The organism is Shinella sp. (assembly GCF_049651085.1).
GTDB lineage: Bacteria > Pseudomonadota > Alphaproteobacteria > Rhizobiales > Rhizobiaceae > Shinella.
Map to the genome: position 1 here is coordinate 24,294 of NZ_JBASBL010000004.1, position 16,737 is coordinate 41,030.

Below are 16,737 nucleotides of genomic sequence, written 5' to 3' on the forward strand. Positions count from 1 at the left end.
CCCCGCCTTGCTGTTTGTGCTGCATATGCGAATGTGGGCCAACTGATCCGGGATTTCGCATGCGCTACTCCGCCCTTTCCATCTTCAAGCAAGCCCTTTCCGGCAATCTCGGCTGGAAACCAGCCTGGCGCGAGCCGCAGCCGAAGCCGCATTACGACGTGATCATCGTCGGCGGCGGCGGACATGGGCTTGCGACGGCCTACTACCTCGCCAAGGAATTCGGCATGCGCAACATCGCGGTGCTGGAAAAGGGCTATCTCGGCTCCGGCAATGTCGGGCGCAACACGACCATCGTGCGCTCGAACTACATGCTGCCCGGCAACGAGCCGTTCTACGAATTCTCGCTGAAGCTCTGGGAAGGGCTGGAGCAGGACCTCAACTACAACGTCATGCTCTCGCAGCGCGGCATCATCAGCCTCTACCACAATGACAGCCAGCGCGATCACTATACGCGACGCGGCAATGCCATGATGATGGAGGGTGTTGCAGCCGAGCAGCTCGATCGCGAGACGCTGAAGAAGATGCTGCCCTTCCTCAATTTCGACCATGCCCGCTTCCCGATCGTCGGCGGCCTGTTGCAGCGGCGTGCGGGCACGGCGCGGCACGATGCGGTCGCCTGGGGCTTTGCGCGCGGTGCCGACCGGCACGGCGTCGATCTCATCCAGAATTGCGAGGTCACCGGTATCCGCCGCGAAAACGGTGTCGTCACCGGCGTCGAGACGACCAGAGGCTTCATCGGCTGCAACAAGCTGGCGCTGGCGGCGGCCGGCAATACGTCGCGCGTCGGCGAGATGGCCGGGCTGAAGCTGCCGCTGGAGAGCCATGTCCTGCAAGCCTTCGTCACCGAGGGGCTGAAACCTTGCATCGACCATGTCATCACCTATGGCGCAGGGCACTTCTACATCTCGCAGTCCGACAAGGGCGGGCTGGTGTTCGGCGCGGAGATCGACGGCTATTCCTCCTATGCGCAGCGAGGCAATCTTGCGACGGCGGAGCATGTCATGGAGGAGGGGGTGACGATGATCCCCGGCCTTTCGCGCGTGCGCGTGCTGCGCGCCTGGGGCGGCGTCATGGACATGTCGATGGACGGTTCGCCCATTATCGACCGCACGCCCATCGAAAACCTCTACCTCAACTGCGGCTGGTGCTATGGCGGGTTCAAGGCGACGCCGGCCTCCGGCTTCTGTTTCGCGCATCTGATCGCCAGGGGCGAGAGCCATCATGTGGCGCGCGCGCTGCGGCTCGATCGTTTCGAGCGCGGTTTCCCGATCGACGAGGCGGGTGCCGGCACCCAGCCGAACCTGCATTGAGATAGACCATGGCGAGCCTGATTTCCTGTCCGCACTGCGGCACGCGCCCCAAGGAAGAATTTGCCATTCGCGGCGATGCGACGCCGGTGCGTCCCGCGCCGCTGGCCGCAGACGAGGCCTGGCACGACTATGTGCATGTGCGCGCCAATCCGCGCGGGCGCATCCGCGAGCACTGGCAGCACGTCGCCGGATGCCGCCGCTGGCTTGTGGTGGAGCGGGACAATTTTACCCATGAGGTCTTTGCCGTGCGCGACGCCGCCGCGGAAAGGGGAGACGCGCAATGACCGCCTATCGTCTCGCTTCCGGCGGCCTCATCGACCGCAGTCATGCCGTGCGCTTTTCCTTCGACGGCACGAGCCTTTCGGGCCATGCCGGCGATACGCTCGCCTCGGCATTGCTTGCCAATGACCGGCTGCTCGTCGGCCGCAGCTTCAAGTATCACCGCCCGCGCGGCATCGTGACGGCAGGCCCGTCCGAGCCCAATGCGCTCGTCACCATCGGCAGCGGCGCGCGGCGCGACCCGAACACCAAGGCGACGGGCGCGGAACTCTACGATGGCCTCGTCGCCGCCAGCCAGAACCGCTGGCCGAGCCTTGCCTTCGATATCGGCGCGGTGAACGACCGGATGTCGCGCTTCCTGTCGGCCGGCTTCTACTACAAGACCTTCATGTGGCCCGCCGCCTTCTGGGAGAAGGTCTACGAGCCGCTGATCCGCCGCGCCGCCGGGCTTGGCCGCACGGATCTGCCGCGCGATCCCGACTGCTACGAGAAGAGCTGGGCGCATTGCGACCTGCTCGTCGCCGGCTCCGGCCCGGCGAGCCTTGCCGCGGCGCTGGTTGCTGCCCGGTCTGGCCTGCGGGTCATCCTTGCCGAGCAGGATTTCGCGCTCGGCGGCGCGCTGCTTTCCGAGACCACCCCGCTGGATGGCGAAGCGCCCTTCATCTTCGCCCGGCGCGCGATCGACGAACTCCAGAACAGCCCGAACGTGACGCTGCTGCCGCGTACCACCGTGTTCGGCTGGTACGACGACAATGTCTTCGGCGCCGTCGAGCGGGTGCAGAAACACAGCGCGACCATCGATGCGGCAAGGCCGGTGGAACGCCTGAGGCGCATCGTGGCAAGAGAGGCGATCCTTGCGACCGGTGCGGAAGAGCGGCCTCTGGTCTTCGGCGGCAACGACCGGCCGGGTATCCTGACGGCGAGCGCCGTCAGCACCTACGCTAACCGCTTCGGCGTCGCTGCCGGCAAGTCGGTTGCGATTTTCACCAACGGTTCTTCCGGATATCGCGCCGCCGAGGTGCTTGCGGCGAAAGGCGTCGGGATTGCGGCGCTCATCGACTGCCGCACGCAAGCGGCCGATGCCGTGCCGGAGGGCGTCCGGATCATTCGCGGCGGTTCCATCGTCGATACGAAAGGCCGCCAGCGGGTTCGCGGGATCGTCACGGATCGCGGCGGTTTCGAGGAACTGATCGCCTGCGATGCCGTCGCCATGTCCGGCGGCTGGAGCCCGGTCGTCCATCTTGCCTGCCAGCGCGGCGGCAAGCCGGTATGGTCCGAGGCGCTGCAGGCCTTCCTCGCGCCGCAGGTGGGCGGCCTCGTCATGGCCGGTGCCGCGGCGGGTCACTATCGGCTCTCCGAATGCTTCGAGGATGGCGCACGCAAGGCGTCGGCCATCGTGGAGACGCTAGGACGACGTGTCGCAGGTTTCGAGCGCCCCGTTGTCGGTGAAGAGACCGATCCCTCCTTCACTGCGCTCTGGCATGTGCCGGGTGCGAAATCCAAGGCCTTCGTCGATTTCCAGAACGACGTGCACACTAGGGATCTCGGTCTTGCCGTGCGCGAGGGGTTCGGCCATGTCGAGCACGCCAAGCGCTACACGACGGGCGGGATGGCGACCGATCAGGGAAAGCTCGGCAATATCAACGCCATCGGCATTCTTGCGGCCATGCGCGGCGTCAGCCCGGCGGAGGTCGGCACCACGACCTTCCGGCCTTTCTACACGCCTGTCTCCTTCGGTGCGCTGGCCGGAACCGCCGTCGGTGAACATGCCATGCCCACCCGCCGCTCGCCTTTGCATGGCTGGGCGGCGCGCAACGGCGCGGTCTTCATCGATGCCGGGCTCTGGTATCGTTCGTCGTGGTTCCCGAGGGCCGGGGAAACGGCCTGGCGGGAAAGCGTCGACCGCGAAGTGCGCAACGTGCGCGAAAATGCCGGCCTCTGCGACGTCTCGACGCTTGGCAAGATCGAGGTTTTCGGGCCGGATGCCGCCGAATTCCTCAATCGGCTCTACTGCAATTCGGTCCTGAAACTGCCCGTCGGCAAGGCGCGCTACGGCCTGATGCTGCGCGAGGACGGCATGGTCTATGACGACGGCACGGTGAGCCGGCTCGGGGAGGAGCATTTCCTCGTCACGACGACGACAGCCATGGCCTCCGGGGTGCTCTCCCATATGGAGTTTGCCGCGCAGGTCCTTTGGCCCGACCTCAAGGTGCGCTTCCTCTCCGTGTCCGACCAGTGGGCGCAGATGTCGATTGCCGGGCCGAAGGCGCGCACAATTTTGCAGGCCGTCATCGAGGACGATCTGTCCAATGCGGCCTTCCCGTTCCTTGCCGCCCGCGAGGTGCGGTTGAAGGGCAATCTGAAGGCGCGGCTTTTCCGCATCTCCTTCTCCGGCGAGCTTGCCTATGAGCTTGCGGTGCCGGCCGGCTATGGCGAAGCCGCGGCCGATGCGCTGATGCGGGCAGGGCAGGCGCACGGCATCTGCGCCTATGGCGTGGAGGCGCTGAACGTGCTGCGCATCGAGAAGGGCCATGTGACCCATGCCGAACTCGACGGCCGCGTGACGCCGGACGATGCCGGCCTCGGCCGGATGATGGCGAACAGCAAGCCGGACTTCATCGGCAAGCGCCTCTCCACCCGCTTTGGCCTGACAGCGGCGGATCGCGCGCAGCTCGTCGGCCTCAAGGCGCTGGAGATGGACAAGGACATGCGGGCCGGGGCCCATCTTCTGAAGGACGGCGCAAAGCCCTCGACGCTGAACGATCAGGGCTGGGTCAGTTCCAGCTGCTTTTCGCCGACGCTCGGCGCTCCTATCGCGCTTGCCTTCCTCAAGTCAGGCCGCGAGCGGTACGGCGAGAAAATCGTGGTCTGGGACCAGCTTCGCGGCGTCGAGACCGCGGCGGAAGTCTGCGATCCGGTCTTCGTCGATCCGGAAAATCGCAAGCTGATGGCGTGAGGTAGAAGCGATGGCATACGATTATCAGGCGGTGCATGCGCTGGATGGCACGATCGGGGCGATCTCCGAGCGGCGGGCGAACCATCTGGCCGTTCACCGTGCGATGGCGATTGCCGTTGTCATGGCCGCGCCCGGCCGGACGGCGGAGGCAGCCGGCATTCTCGTCGCGAATGGCGACTTCGAGGCGCGCTTTTGCGGCCCCGGCGAATGGCTGGTGCTGTCGGAGGTGCATGCGCCGGAAACGCTGGCTGCCGAACTCTCCATCCGGCTCGGCGATTTCGCCCACATCGTCGATCAGAGCCATGGCCGCGTCGTGCTGACGCTCAGCGGTCCCGATGTCGCCCGTATCCTCGCAAACGGCATCGCCGTCGATCTGCACGCGGATGCATTCCCGATCGGCCGGGCGGCGAACGCTCTTTGCCAACACCTGCCGGTCAACCTCGCCCGCACCGGCGAAACCAGTTTCGACCTCGTCGTGATGCGTTCCTTCGCCGAAGCCCTGGTGGGCGATCTCAAGATCATGTCGCGCAGCTTCGACCTGTCGGTGGATTTCGCCACCCGCTGACAGAAGCACCCAGGTGGCATGACGCTTCTGCGGGCGCGAATCAGGCGGCGTGCTCCGGCTGCGCATCATTGGCGGCGAACCGGTCCATCTGTGCGGCTGGGTGCCGTCGGGCGACTATGCCACGCATCCGGTTCGACAATGCACGGATGAACGACCTACAGTACAAATCAGGGCGATGTTTCAATCGGGAGCATCGCCTTCTGCAACTTTCGTGCATTATTTTGCGCAAAAGTGCCGTTGTTGCTGCCTGTTTTTTGGTTTTTCCGGCGCGGAATGCGTCATTTTCCGTTTCTTGCTAAAGAAAATGTCGATCCGACCGTTTTGGGCTTTTCTTTTGTATCGAAAGCGGTATGGAATCAGCATTGTCTAACAAGCTCAAAAATGAGCGACAAGAACAAGAGATGTGGCCGATCAGGAACCGCATCCGGGGGATTAAAAATGGAATATTTCGTCCAGCAGCTCGTCAACGGGCTGACGCTTGGATCTATTTATGGTTTGATAGCCATCGGCTACACCATGGTTTACGGCATCATTGGCATGATCAACTTCGCCCATGGCGATATCTTCATGCTGGGTGGATTTGCCGCTCTCATCGTCTTCCTCGTTCTCAGCAGCTTCTTCGTCGGCCTTCCGGTCGTCCTTTTGCTGCTGGTCATGATGATCGCCGCCATGTTGACGGCGTCCTTGTGGAACTGGACGATTGAAAAGATGGCCTACCGGCCGCTGCGCGGCTCGTTCCGCCTGGCGCCGCTGATCACCGCCATCGGCATGTCGATCGCACTGTCGAACTTCATTCAGGTCACGCAGGGTCCGCGCAACAAGCCGATCCCGCCGATGGTCTCGACGGTTTACAACGTCTTCGGCATCTCGATTTCGCTGAAGCAGATCATCATCATGGTCCTGACGGTCTCCCTGCTGACGATCTTCTGGTACATCGTTAACAAGACCTCGCTCGGTCGTGCCCAGCGCGCGACGGAACAGGACCGCAAGATGGCGGCACTGCTCGGCATCGACGTTGACCGCACCATTTCCGTGACCTTCATCATGGGCGCCAGCCTCGCTGCCGTCGCCGGTACGATGTACCTGATGTATTACGGCGTGACTGTCTTCACGGACGGCTTTATTCCGGGGGTCAAGGCCTTCACGGCCGCGGTTCTGGGCGGCATTGGCTCGCTTCCGGGCGCTGTTCTCGGCGGTCTGCTCATTGGCCTTATCGAGAGCCTGTGGTCCGCATACTTCACCATCGACTACAAGGACGTCGCGACGTTCTCCATTCTCGCCATCGTCCTGATCTTCAAGCCGTCCGGGATACTCGGACGACCGGAAGTCGAGAAGGTTTGATTTCATGTCCAACATTTCTAAAACTACTGAGAGCGCCGACGGTAACCTGACGGCGCGGGCTCTGCGCGAGGGCGCTTTTGCCGGCCTCGTCTCGCTTGGTCTGTTCGTCCTGTTCGTCGGTCTCGAGACCACGCAGAACATCCGCAACGAGCTTGTGCTGAACCAGCGCTGGGGGCTGCTGGCGGTCTTCGTGATCGTCGCCGCCGTCGGCCGTTTCCTCAGCGTCGCCTATCTGCGTCCCTGGATGGCAGCCCGCAAGGCCGCCACCGCCGCAAAGCCATCGGAGGAAGGCGAGGAAAGCTTCTTCAAGCGCAACTTCAGCAAGATCGCCATCGTCGCGCTGATCTTCTACCCGCCGCTCATGGTCATGCTCTTCGGCGTGCAGGGCTCGCTGAAATGGGTCGACAATTTCGGTATCCAGATCCTCATCTACGTAATGCTGGCCTGGGGTCTCAACATCGTCGTCGGCCTTGCCGGCCTGCTCGACCTCGGCTACGTCGCCTTCTATGCGGTCGGCGCCTATTCCTACGCTCTGCTCTCGCAGCATTTCGGCTTCTCGTTCTGGATCCTCCTGCCGCTCGCCGGCATCCTTGCCGCCTTCTGGGGCATGATCCTGGGCTTCCCGGTGCTGCGCCTCAAGGGCGACTACCTGGCCATCGTGACGCTCGCCTTTGGTGAGATCATCCGTCTCGTCCTCATCAACTGGACGGAAGTGACCCGTGGCACCTTCGGTGTTTCGGGCATTCCGAAGGCCTCTGTCTTCGGCATCTGGTCCTTCGATGTCAGCGCCCCGAACAATTTCGCCAAGGTCTTCAGCCTGCCGATGTCCTCGGCCTACTACAAGATCTTCCTGTTCTATCTCATCCTGGCGCTCGCCCTGCTGACGGCCTACGTGACGATCCGCTTGCGCCGCATGCCGATCGGCCGCGCCTGGGAAGCACTGCGCGAGGACGAAATCGCCTGCCGCTCGCTTGGTATCAATACGGTGACCACGAAGCTGACGGCGTTTTCCATCGGCGCGATGTTCGGCGGTTTCGCCGGGGCGTTCTTCGCCGTGCGCCAGGGTTTCGTCTCGCCTGAATCCTTCGTCTTCCTGGAATCGGCTATCATTCTCGCCATCGTGGTGCTTGGCGGCATGGGCTCGCTCGTGGGCATTGCGGTTGCTGCGGCGGTGATGGTTGGCGGCACGGAACTCCTGCGTGAGATGCAGTTCCTGAAGCAGATCTTCGGACCCGAATTCACGCCGGAACTCTATCGTATGCTGATCTTTGGTCTGGCGATGGTGACCGTCATGGTCTGGAAGCCGCGCGGCTTCGTTGGAAGCCGGGAGCCGACTGCCTTCCTCAAGGAACGCAAGGCAGTCTCCGGCAGCTTCACCAAGGAAGGGCACGGCTGATGGCCCTCGCGACGAATACGGTAGCGACGAATACGATGACGAACGATCCCATCCTCAAAGTCGAGCACCTCTCGATGCGCTTTGGTGGTCTCATGGCCATCAACGACTTCTCCTTCGAGGCGCAGCGCGGCGATATCACGGCGCTCATCGGCCCCAACGGCGCCGGAAAGACCACGGTCTTCAACTGCGTGACCGGCTTCTACAAGCCGACCATGGGCATGATCACCATGCGCCAGAAGGCGGGCAAGGAGTTCCTCCTCGAGCGCATGACCGACTTCGAGATCACCCGTGATGCGAAGGTGGCGCGTACCTTCCAGAACATCCGCCTCTTCTCGGGGCTGACCGTGCTGGAAAACCTGCTGGTCGCCCAGCACAACCCGCTGATGAAGGCATCCGGCTACACGATCCTCGGCCTGCTCGGCTTTCCGACCTACAAAAAGGCCGTGGCGGAATCGATCGAGGTCGCCCGGTACTGGCTGGACAAGGCCAATCTTACCGAGCGTGCCGATGACCCGGCCGGCGATCTGCCCTACGGCGCGCAGCGGCGTCTCGAAATCGCCCGCGCCATGTGCACGGGACCCGAGTTCCTGTGCCTCGACGAACCGGCGGCAGGCCTCAACCCGCGCGAGTCGCTGGCGCTCAACGAACTCCTGCGCTCCATCCGCAAGGACAGCGGCACGTCGATCCTGCTCATCGAGCACGACATGTCGGTGGTCATGGAAATCTCCGACCATGTGGTCGTGCTCGAATACGGGCAGAAGATTTCGGACGGCACGCCGGACCATGTGAAGAACGATCCGAAGGTTATCGCGGCCTATCTCGGTGTGGAAGATGATGAGGTCGAAGAGGTGATCGAGGAAATTGAGGTGATCGCGGAGGGCGAAGGTTCGCAGGGAGGTACGCAGGAATGAGCGATACACTTCTCAGCGTCCAGGGCGTGGAAACCTACTACGGCAATATCCGCGCGCTTGCCGGGGTCAATGTCGATGTGAAGAAGGGCGAAATCGTCAGCCTTATCGGCGCGAACGGTGCCGGCAAGTCGACCCTGATGATGACGATCTGCGGCAGCCCTCAGGCCCGTACCGGCTCCGTCATTTTCGACGGCGAGGACATTACCCGTCAGCCGACGCACCTGATCGCGCGCCGCCGTATCGCTCAGTCGCCAGAAGGTCGCCGCATCTTTCCGCGCATGACGGTCTATGAAAACCTCCAGATGGGCGCGAGCCTCGACAATCTGAAGTATTTCAACGAGGATGTGGAAAAGATCTTCACGCTCTTCCCGCGCCTCAAGGAACGCCAGGCCCAGCGTGGCGGCACGCTCTCGGGTGGCGAGCAGCAGATGCTCTCCATCGGTCGCGCGCTGATGGCGCGTCCGAAACTGCTGCTGCTCGACGAGCCGTCGCTCGGCCTCGCGCCGCTGATCGTCAAGCAGATCTTCGATGCCATCAAGGTCTTGAATCAGGAGCAGGGGCTGACCGTGTTTCTCGTCGAGCAGAACGCCTTTGCCGCGCTGAAGCTCTCCGACCGGGCCTATGTTATGGTCAACGGTCTGGTGACGATGAGCGGCTCGGGCAAGGAACTTCTGGCCAACCCGGAAGTGCGCGCCGCCTATCTCGAAGGCGGACGCCACTAGGCTGGCCGCACGTGATCCCGCGTGGGGTCACGTGCAGATGCAGGAAGTTACAGCAAGCTGCGCGCGTTTCATGATGCGTGGCGCTGTAGGGGAGTTAAGAAAATGCAGGGAATTCTCTACGAAGAACCGTCCGTCTGGCAGTTCCTGTTCATCACGGTCATCATGGGCGGCTGGACTGCCTGGCGCACCGGCAAGAGCGTTGCGGAGAACTGGCAGAACTATGGAACGCTGGTCGTGTATGTGCTGCTTCTGGGCGCCGCGATCCGTTTCATCCATCATGCCCTGTTCCACGGCAGCATGCTGACGGCACAATACTATATCGTGGACACGATCGTGCTTTTGTTGTTTGCTACGCTCGGCTTCCGCTATTATCGCACGCGGCAAATGTCCAACAACTACTACTGGCTCTATGAAAAGGTCTCACCCTTCTCCTGGAAGTCGAAATAACAAAGGGAACGCCACGGCTGTTCTTCGGTCGCGGTAAAGAGATACCGGCGCAATGAAAGCGGGTGTTGCGCCCGGTCGAGACCAGCCCGCTATTAAATCTGGGAGTAATAATATGAAGAAGTCTCTCATGTCGGCTGTTGCTTTGGCTGCAATGGTCGCGTTCAGCGGCAGCGCCTGGGCCGACATCCTGGTCGGCGTCGGCGGCCCGATCACCGGTCCGAACGCCGCATTCGGCGCACAGATCCAGAAGGGTGTCGAACAGGCTGCAGCCGATATCAATGCGGCCGGCGGCATCAATGGCGAACAGATCAAGGTTGTGCTGGGCGACGACGTGTCCGACCCGAAGCAGGGCGTTTCGGTCGCCAACAAGTTCGTTGCTGACGGTGTGAAGTTCGTTGTCGGCCACTTCAACTCGGGCGTTTCCATCCCGGCTTCGGAAATCTATGCCGAAAACGGCATCCTGCAGGTTTCGCCGGCTTCCACCAACCCGACCTACACCGAGCGCGGCCTGTGGAACACGTTCCGTACCTGCGGCCGTGACGACCAGCAGGGCGCCGTAGCCGGCTCCTTCATCGCTGCCAACTTCAAGGACGCGAAGCTCGCCGTTCTCCACGACAAGACCCCGTATGGTCAGGGCCTTGCCGACGAAACCAAGAAGGCGACCAATGAAGCCGGCGTGACGGAAGTCCTCTACGAAGGCGTAAACGTCGGCGACAAGGACTTCTCCGCGCTCGTCGCGAAGATGAAGGAAGCTGGCGTATCGGTCGTCTACTGGGGCGGCCTGCACACCGAGTTCGGCCTCATCGAGCGCCAGGCTGCCGACCAGGGCCTGAAGGCAACCTTCATCTCGGGTGACGGTATCGTCTCGAACGAACTGGCATCGATCGCCGGCGACGCCGTCGATGGCACGCTGATGACCTTCGCGCCCGATCCGCGTAAGAACCCCGCCGCCACGGAGCTCGTCGAGAAGTTCCGCGCTGCCGGTTTCGAGCCGGAAGCCTACACGCTCTACTCCTACGCAGCCCTTCAGGTCATCGCTGAAGCTGCCAAGGCTGCCGGCGGAACCGATCCGCAGGCTGTTGCCGAAGCCATCAAGTCGAAGGGTCCGTTCAAGACCGCCATCGGCGAGCTTGGCTTTGACGAAAAGGGCGACATCACCCGTCCGGACTACGTCATGTACACCTGGAAGAAGGGTGACGACGGCAAGTACACCTACGTCCAGAACGACTGATTTTTCCTTCGGAACGGGCGGTGCATGCACGCCGCCCGGCCTTTTCCACTTCAAGCCCGGCCTTCGCGCCGGGCTTCTTTGTGGCGGCTTTTCGAGCCGGTTGAGATCGCAGGGATACGGCACTATGTTTTTTTTGCTGGCAGCTGCGTGATCCCGCCCGTGTGAAACGTCAAATCCATAACTTCAGCCAGACCGTTATAGGGAACCCTCACATGCCTTTTCAGATCCGCATGCTTCTTGCCTCCGCAACCCTTCTTGTCTCGGTTTCGTTCGCTACGGCTCAGGAAGAGCCGGCGGTCGATTGCAGCAATGCCGTAACGCAGATGGATATGAATATCTGCGCGCATCGCGATTATGCGGATGCCGATGAGGAGCTGAACGCGGCCTACAAGAAGGCGACGGAGGCGACGCAGAAGATGGACGCTGATCTCAAGGATATGGGCGAGCAATATGTCGGTGCCGTCGATGCGCTGAAGCGTGCCCAGCGATCCTGGATCGGCTATCGCGACGGTCAATGCGAACTTTCCGGGTTCGAGGCGCGCGGCGGCTCGATGGAGCCCATGCTCGTTTCCGGTTGCCTTGCCGACCTGACGCGCAAGCGTACGGCGGAGCTGAAGACAGTCTACGAGACGAAAAACTGAGGAGTAGCAGGTGCCGCGCCGGATCGCCATCGTTGGAAACGGCCCTATCCCGGAAGAGGCGGCCAGCGCGATCGATGCTGCCGATATCGTGATCCGCTTCAATCTGTGCCGTTCTGCCGGAAACGGTGGATCGCGCACAGATATCATTGCCGTCTGCAATACCGGCCGTCCGGCGCTGGAAATGCTGGCGGGCGGGCAATGGAAGGCAAGCGAATGCGTGCGGCAGGCGAGGGAAATCTGGTGCGTGCGCGCGTCGCAGATGTTTGCCGCCATGCGGGAACCGCTCTCGCGGAGCCATCCCGATCTCGACGATTTCTGCGATGACTATACGGCGGGGTTCGAGACATTTGCGCAAGCGACCGGCCGGCGGTTGCGCGTCGTTCCGGCCACCGTCCATCATGCGCTCGATGCCTCGCTCGCCGGGTTCGATCCTTCGCCCTATGTGGTGCCGAGTTCCGGGCTGATCGTTATCGCTCATGTGCTCGACAACATGGCGGACGCTGATGACGATATCTCCATCGCCGGTTTCGGCCATCAGGGCTGGCAATGGCATCCCTTCGCAGCGGAGCGTCGCTGGGTGGAGGACCGCATCGCCGCCGGGCGCCTCCATCGCCTCGATCCTCCCGGGCGAGCCGATCGAGGGCCGTAGTCGTCCTGCTGGTGCAGGGCGGGTTGCGTCAGATCCGCCGAAGCATTTCCGGGTCGTCGATATGCACGAGCCGGCCGCGCACGCTGACGCCATGGCTCCGCAGCATGGAAAAGGCGCGTGACAGCGCTTCCGGCGCAAGGCCGAGTTTGCCGGCCAGCAGGCTCTTCTGATAGGGCAGGCGGAAGCTGGCCGCCTTGCCATCCGTCGGGCAATGGCCGAGCAGATAGCGCGCCACGCGCTGCGGGGCCGTGTGCAGCCGGTCATCGGCAAGACTTCCGAACACCCTGGATAACTGGGCGGAGAGCGACGTCGCCAATGCCAGGGCAAGGTCCGGTCTGCGATTGGCGATCTCGCGCACGCGCTTGAGGTCGAAGCGGGCGATCAGGGAAGGTTCCGCAGCCTGTGCGGTGGCGCTATAGCGGCCGCCATCGAGTACGACGCTGGCGCCGATCAGGTCGCCGGGGCCGTAGAGCTCCACATCGGCCTCCCGTCCGTCCGGGTCGAGCTTGTAGACGCGTAGATAGCCCGAGAGCACACAATGCAGCATGTCGGCGGGCTCGCCCTCGCGGAACAATATCTGGCGCGCCGGCAGGCTGCCTATGGCCGCGATTTCCATCATCCCCGTGACGCTCTCGACACCGAGCGCGGACAGAAGCCCCGAATTAAGCAGGGTTTCGCGTTCCCGTGCGCCGGGTTTCATCAGCCTGTTCATCGATCTCACTCCATGCTCCCGCAGGCGTCGTTCGAATTTCGATGACAGGACGATAGTCGAGGTCGGGCAAGTCCTACTTGATTTCGATCAATCAGGACGAAAACGGCTGGCCCGGTACAACCTTGGCCAGCCGATTATTTCGCAGCGGTGCGTCTATTCGGCCGCGAGCGGCGAGCGGTGCACCACGCTGAACGGTTTGCGCCCGCCATCCTTCTTTTCGAGTGTTTCGATCCGCTTTTCGAGATCGCTCACGTCGCGGGCGGTCTGGTCGGCAAGGCGGGTGAGGGCTTCCGGCTCCATGGCCAGCAGTTCCTCGTCCTTCTTGCCGACGAAGCGGCCGAACAGCCAGCCGAGGAAGCGAGACACGTCGTCCATGATCAGGAAGAAGGACGGCACCACGACCAGCGACAGCACGGTCGACACGATAATGCCGCCGATCACCGCGATCGCCATCGGCGAGCGGAACGAGCCGCCTTCGCCGACGCCGAGCGCCGAGGGCAGCATGCCGGCCGACATGGCGATGGAGGTCATGACGATCGGCCGGGCGCGCTTGCGGCCTGCTTCGATCATCGCCTCCACCCGGTCCATGCCGTGGTGCATCATCTCGATGGCGAAGTCGACGAGCAGGATCGCGTTCTTCGTCACGATGCCCATCAGCATCAGGATGCCGATGAGGACGGGCATGGAAAGTGCGTTCTGCGTCAGGATCAGCCCCGCCGCCACGCCGCCGATGGCCAGCGGCAGCGAGAGGAGGATGGTGAAGGGTTGGATCACGTCCTTGAAGAGCAGAATCAGCACCATCAGCACGAGCAGCAGGCCGAGCAGCATGGCATTGCCGAAGGATTGCTGCATCTCCGCCTGGATTTCCGCATCGCCGCTTTCGGCGAATTGCACGGTCGCCGGCATGTCGATGTTGGAGGCGATGTCCTTGAATCGGGCGGTTGCCGTGTCGAGCGCCACGCCCTGCTGCAGGTCGGATCCGATCGAGACGACGCGGTTGCGGTTGTGCCGCTTCACCGAACTCGGGCCTTCCGAATAGTCGATATCCGCCACGCTCGACAGCGGCACGAACTGGCCGCCTGCCGTCTGGATTTTGAGGTTGCGGATTGCGGCGAGGTCGGTGCGGAAGCTGCGGTCGACTTGAACGCGGATCGGGATCAGCCGGTCGTCGAGCGAGACTTTGCTCAGCTGGGAGTCGATATCGCCGATGGTGGCGACGCGCACGACTTCGGAGATCTGCGCCGTGGTGATGCCGAGACGGGCCATCTGGTCGTCGCGCGGGCGGATTTGCAGTTCCGGCCGCGGCAGCGAGCCTTCCGAGCTGACATTCGACAGCAGCGGATCGGCGCGCAGCCTCGATTCCAGCACGGCGACGGTGTTGTTGAGGTCCGCCTCGTTGTTGGAGAGCAGGTTGAAGGCAAGGTCGCGTTCGCCGCGGTCGTTGAGCTTGATGATGCGCACGTCGGGGATATCGCGCAGCGTCGCGAAGATTTCCTTCTCGATATCCCATTGCGGACGCACACGGCCCTTCGCCTCGATCTTCGGCAGGTATGCGCCGATCACCGGAATGTTGCCGGCGACATCGTTCACCAGCTTGTGGACCAGCGAATGTTCGAGCTTGTCGAGGATGACGGTCACGGAGGCGCGGCGCAGTTCCAGATCGCCCTTCGGCGAGGAGCCGCCGAGCACGAAGACGCTTTCAACGCCGTTGATGTCCTTGACCCTGTCGTAGATCTGTGTGGTCGTGCGGTCCGTATCCTCCAGCATAGCATCCGGCGGCAGCTCGACGGAAAGCACGACGCGCGAGGCGTCTTCCGGCGGCAGGAAGCTGCCGGGAACGGTGAAGAGCAGGCTGACCGAGGCGACGAGGAAGACGATGGCGGCAAGGAGCGTCGCATAGCGGGCATACCACTTGCTGGTCGTCTTGCTAACGAGCCAGGTGTAGCCGCGCATGATGGCGCCTTCCTTCTCCTCGCCATGGCCGTCCGCGTCGCCGGAGCGCATGAGGTAGGCCGCCATGACGGGTGTTATCAGGCGCGCCACGGCAAGGGAGAAGAACACCGCCACCGCCACCGTCAGGCCGAACTGGATGAAGTACTGGCCTGGAATGCCCGGCATGAAGGAGACCGGCACGAAGACCGCGATGATGGTGAAGGTGGTGGCGATGACGGCAAGGCCGATTTCGTCGGCAGCCTCGATCGCGGCCCGGTAGGGCGTCTTGCCCATGCGGATGTGCCGCGCGATGTTCTCGATCTCCACGATCGCGTCATCGACCAGGATGCCGGTGGCGAGCGTCAGCGCCAGGAACGAGACGAGGTTGAGCGAGAAACCCAGCATGTCCATGACGAAGAAGGTGGGGATTGCCGACAGCGGCAGCGCCACTGCGGAAATCAGCGTCGCCCGCCAGTTGCGCAGGAACAGCAGGACGACGATGACGGCGAGCAATGCGCCTTCCATCAGCGTGTGCAGCGCGGCCTCGTAGTTGCCGTAGGTGAAGTAGACCGAATCGTCGACCAGGCTGATCGAGACGTCCGGATATTGCGCGCGCACTTTTTCCAGCGAGTTGGCGACGGATTCGGCGACCGTCACTTCGCTGGCGCCCTTGGAGCGGAAGACCGCGAATGTCACCACAGGGTTGCCGTTGAAGCGTGAGAAGGAGCGAGGCTCCTCATAGGTATCGGTAATGTTGCCGAGTTCGGAAAGGCGCACGAAGCGGCCGTTCGGCAGCGCGATCATCGTGTTGGTGAGCTTTTCGACGGAACGGGCATCGCCCAGCGTGCGGATCGCCTGTTCGGCCCCGGCGATCTGGCCGCGGCCCGAGCCGACATCGGCATTCATGCTGCGGATCTGGCGGTTCACGTCGGCGGCGGAAATGCCGAAGGACGCCAGCTTGTCGGGATTGAGATCGATGCGGACCTCACGGTCGGCGCCGCCGAAGCGGTCGATCTTGCCGATGCCGGGCTGTCCCTGCAGGGCACGCTTGACCTTGTCGTCGACGAACCAGGACAGTTCTTCCAGCGTCATGTTCGGCGAGGAGACCGCAAAGGTCTGGATCGCCTGGCCTTCCACATCGATCTTGGTGACGACCGGTTCCTCGACCGAGGCCGGCAGATCGCTTCGGATGCGGTCGATCGCATCCTTGACGTCCTGAAGCGCCTGGTTTGTCGGCTTTTCGATCTTGAAGAGCACGGAGGTAACGGAACTGCCATCGGTGACCGTCGACATGATGTCGTCGACGCCCTCAATGCCGGCCACAGCGTCCTCTATCTCCTTGGTGACCTGCACTTCGAGCTCGGCCGGGGCGGCGCCGCTCTGGGTCACGCTGATCGCGACGATCGGCACGTCGATGTTGGGGAACCGCGTGATCGGCAGCGCATAGAAGGACTGGATGCCGACATACATCAGCAGGAAAAACGCGAGCAGCGGCGCAATCGGATTGCGAATGGACCAAGCTGAAAAGTTCATGTCCCCAAAGTCCTTGTTGAGAGACCAGACACCATCGTTTGTTTCGACGCAAAACCGCTACGCAATTTCCGGGTTTGCTCGTCATGCCCCGGGCACCGGGCCCGGTATTTCC

Annotated in this window: 14 protein-coding genes; 12 read left to right on the forward strand and 2 right to left on the reverse strand. The window is 62.8% G+C overall.

Features of this window, described 5'->3' with window-relative positions; all coding sequences use genetic code 11:
- Positions 1 to 59 precede the first annotated feature (59 nt).
- The 12 genes from WA950_RS00560 to WA950_RS00615 all read left to right on the forward strand — a co-directional run bounded on the left by WA950_RS00560 (position 60) and on the right by WA950_RS00615 (position 12,448).
- Complete coding sequence (locus WA950_RS00560) at positions 60 to 1,310, forward strand: sarcosine oxidase subunit beta family protein (RefSeq protein WP_424549723.1); 1,251 nt, start codon at positions 60 to 62, stop codon at positions 1,308 to 1,310.
- An 8-nt stretch (positions 1,311 to 1,318) separates the two neighbouring features.
- A complete protein-coding gene (locus WA950_RS00565; RefSeq protein WP_424549724.1) occupies positions 1,319 to 1,594 on the forward strand; it encodes a sarcosine oxidase subunit delta in 276 nt (91 codons plus the stop codon).
- A complete protein-coding gene (locus WA950_RS00570) occupies positions 1,591 to 4,545 on the forward strand; it encodes a sarcosine oxidase subunit alpha family protein (protein WP_424549725.1) in 2,955 nt (984 codons plus the stop codon). Before WA950_RS00565 ends, WA950_RS00570 begins: the two co-directional genes overlap by 4 nt.
- A 10-nt stretch (positions 4,546 to 4,555) precedes the next feature.
- Entirely contained in the window at positions 4,556 to 5,110 is a 555-nt protein-coding gene (locus WA950_RS00575; RefSeq protein ID WP_424549726.1) for a sarcosine oxidase subunit gamma, read from the forward strand.
- 438 nt (positions 5,111 to 5,548) lie between these two features.
- Positions 5,549 to 6,451, forward strand: a complete 903-nt coding sequence (locus tag WA950_RS00580) for a branched-chain amino acid ABC transporter permease (protein WP_424549727.1) — start codon at positions 5,549 to 5,551, stop codon at positions 6,449 to 6,451.
- Between the two features lie 4 nt (positions 6,452 to 6,455).
- Entirely contained in the window at positions 6,456 to 7,847 is a 1,392-nt protein-coding gene (livM, locus tag WA950_RS00585; protein WP_424549728.1) for a high-affinity branched-chain amino acid ABC transporter permease LivM, read from the forward strand.
- Positions 7,847 to 8,758, forward strand: coding sequence for an ABC transporter ATP-binding protein (locus WA950_RS00590; protein ID WP_424549729.1), 912 nt, complete (start codon positions 7,847 to 7,849; stop codon positions 8,756 to 8,758). The genes livM and WA950_RS00590 overlap by 1 nt, the downstream gene beginning before the upstream one ends.
- The gene (locus WA950_RS00595) at positions 8,755 to 9,480 is read left to right on the forward strand and encodes an ABC transporter ATP-binding protein (protein WP_424549730.1); all 726 of its coding nucleotides are present in this window, start codon (positions 8,755 to 8,757) and stop codon (positions 9,478 to 9,480) included. Before WA950_RS00590 ends, WA950_RS00595 begins: the two co-directional genes overlap by 4 nt.
- 102 nt (positions 9,481 to 9,582) lie before the next feature.
- A complete protein-coding gene (locus tag WA950_RS00600; RefSeq protein ID WP_424549731.1) occupies positions 9,583 to 9,927 on the forward strand; it encodes a DUF6867 family protein in 345 nt (114 codons plus the stop codon).
- Positions 9,928 to 10,039: 112 nt separating this feature from the next.
- Entirely contained in the window at positions 10,040 to 11,158 is a 1,119-nt protein-coding gene (locus WA950_RS00605) for a branched-chain amino acid ABC transporter substrate-binding protein (RefSeq protein ID WP_424549732.1), read from the forward strand.
- A 224-nt stretch (positions 11,159 to 11,382) separates the two neighbouring features.
- Positions 11,383 to 11,799, forward strand: coding sequence for a lysozyme inhibitor LprI family protein (locus WA950_RS00610; protein ID WP_424550046.1), 417 nt, complete (start codon positions 11,383 to 11,385; stop codon positions 11,797 to 11,799).
- A gap of 10 nt (positions 11,800 to 11,809) precedes the next feature.
- The gene (locus WA950_RS00615) at positions 11,810 to 12,448 is read left to right on the forward strand and encodes a Urease operon accessory protein (protein WP_424549733.1); all 639 of its coding nucleotides are present in this window, start codon (positions 11,810 to 11,812) and stop codon (positions 12,446 to 12,448) included.
- A 28-nt stretch (positions 12,449 to 12,476) separates the two neighbouring features.
- Here the strand turns inward: WA950_RS00615 and WA950_RS00620 are convergent, their stop codons facing one another.
- Positions 12,477 to 13,160, reverse strand: coding sequence for a Crp/Fnr family transcriptional regulator (locus WA950_RS00620; protein WP_424549734.1), 684 nt, complete (start codon positions 13,158 to 13,160; stop codon positions 12,477 to 12,479).
- A 153-nt stretch (positions 13,161 to 13,313) separates the two neighbouring features.
- Positions 13,314 to 16,625 (reverse strand): efflux RND transporter permease subunit, encoded by a 3,312-nt coding sequence (locus WA950_RS00625; protein WP_424549735.1) that lies wholly within the window; start codon positions 16,623 to 16,625, stop codon positions 13,314 to 13,316.
- Positions 16,626 to 16,737 lie beyond the last annotated feature (112 nt).